Source organism: Streptomyces sp. NPDC006283 (genome assembly GCF_040613325.1).
Classification (GTDB): domain Bacteria; phylum Actinomycetota; class Actinomycetes; order Streptomycetales; family Streptomycetaceae; genus Streptomyces.
Genome location: NZ_JBEXRZ010000448.1, coordinates 1 through 1702 on the forward strand (window position 1 = coordinate 1; position 1702 = coordinate 1702).

1 protein-coding gene and 1 pseudogene are annotated in these 1702 nt (G+C 72.2%); one reads left to right on the plus strand and one right to left on the minus strand.

The genetic code is table 11. From position 1 onward, the window contains the following. Window positions 1–441: pseudogene (locus ABZ070_RS37175) on the minus strand (hypothetical protein); the annotation flags it as partial. Between the two features lie 364 nt (window positions 442–805). Between ABZ070_RS37175 and ABZ070_RS37180 the strand changes: the two are divergent. Next, window positions 806–1594, plus strand: a complete 789-nt coding sequence (locus tag ABZ070_RS37180; RefSeq protein WP_356640608.1) for a hypothetical protein — start codon at window positions 806–808, stop codon at window positions 1592–1594. Window positions 1595–1702 lie beyond the last annotated feature (108 nt).

Sequence of the window (1702 nt, forward strand, 5' to 3'; positions counted from 1 at the left end):
CGGCGGGACGAGGGGGGGGGGGGGGGGGGGGGTGTGGGGGGGGGGGTCCGGGGCGGCGCGGCGCGGGCCGCCGGCCCCCCCCCCCACGTACGCGGTGACCTCGTCGCGCTCGTCGGCGAGCGAGTGGGCGAGGGTGACGGCCTGGCGGTCGAGTCCGGCGAGGGTGACGAGCCGCTGGGACTCGGTCAGCTCCGCGGAGGTGGCGAGGATGCCGGGCGTGCCGGCCGCCACGACGACGAGGCCGACCACGGCGACGCCGGCGACCAGCCGGTTGCGCACCCGCCGGGGCCGCCCTGCCGGTGCCTGCTCAGCAGGGCCGTCGGCGGTGTGCCCGTCCTGTGTCCGTGGTGCCGGGGTCTCCTGGGGGGTGGCCAGGGCCTGGGGGTCTCCCGGGGTTCCAGTGGGCCTGCCGCCTTTGCCCCGAGGCCGCTTCTTCTGCACCGGTGCTCGCAATCTTGCTTGACTCGTCCACCCATGAAGCAGAGATGACGACCGGTCACACACGTAAGCCCCACCCCTGGTACGGCTTCCGACCATTCCAGCGCTTTTGGGAGGGAGGCGTGCATCGGCCGCTCCGCCACCCGAACGAGTGAACAACACTCAGGAGTTGGGGAACAACTCCCAGGAGCGCGCGTACGGCCCCTCCAGGACCCCCGGGTTGGACCTTCCGGCCACCCTTTGGCAGGATGCGCGCCCGCACCTTCGCACAGCGCGCCATTCCGGGCGAAGCACCCGTCTGACCTGCTGGTACGTACCGATTGCCGGTGCGCGGGGACCTTGTGAAGGTCTCATGCAGACTGGCTTCATGCGTATCGAACTCGCCACCTCCCCCGGCTCGCCCGAACGCCCCAACGAGGACTGGGTGTCCGTGGCCCTGCCTGCCTCGGGCCAGGGCGGAACGGTGGTGGCGCTGGACGGCGTCACGCCTCCCTCCGGCGACGCGGGATGCGTGCACGGCGTGCCGTGGTTCACCGCCCGGCTCGGGGGCGCACTGGTCGAACTGTCCGGTTCGCGGCGCGATCTCACACTTCGAGAGGTCCTCGCGGAGTCAATCCGGCGCACCGCGGACGCCCACCGCGACACCTGTGACCTTTCTCACGTTCGCACGCCGCAGGCGACCGTGGTCCTGGCGCGTTGGGGCGGGCCGGAGGAGGAGGTCGAGTATCTGGTCCTGTCCGACTCCACCCTGCTTCTGGAGTCACCGGAGGGCACGGTCGGCGCGGTGCTCGACGACCGTCTGGACCGCCTGCCGCGCGAGGCGCTGCGCACCCATGCGTCGGCCGACGCGCTGCGGAACACGGAGGGCGGGTTCTTCACTGCGGCGGCCGATCCGTCGGTAGCGCTGCGCGCGGTCGCGGGCAGCGTTCCACGGGAGCGGGTGCGCGCCCTGGCCGCACTGACGGACGGCGCGTCCCGCTGGGTCGACATGTTCGCCGAGGGCGACTGGCGAGAGTGCGTTGCGCTGCTGCGCAAGCAGGGAACGCAGGGGCTGATCGACCGGGTGCGGGATCTGGAGACCGCGGCGAAGGCCCGTACGGCGGTGATCCGGTGGAAGCTCCACGACGACGCGTCGGCGGTCTTCGCCGAGCTGTGACGCGGGCGCGCCGGCCGACGGCCTGTCGGTCATCAACACCGAGTACTCGGCCACTTCCTTCCGCGTCACCCGAACCACCATCGGGCCACGTAACTTCCTCGGCAACAA

What these genes read in the sequence shown, in the direction of transcription:
- ABZ070_RS37180 (WP_356640608.1), top strand. Translation starts at nt 806, where the DNA reads ATGCGTATCGAACTCGCCACCTCCCCCGGCTCGCCCGAACGCCCCAAC.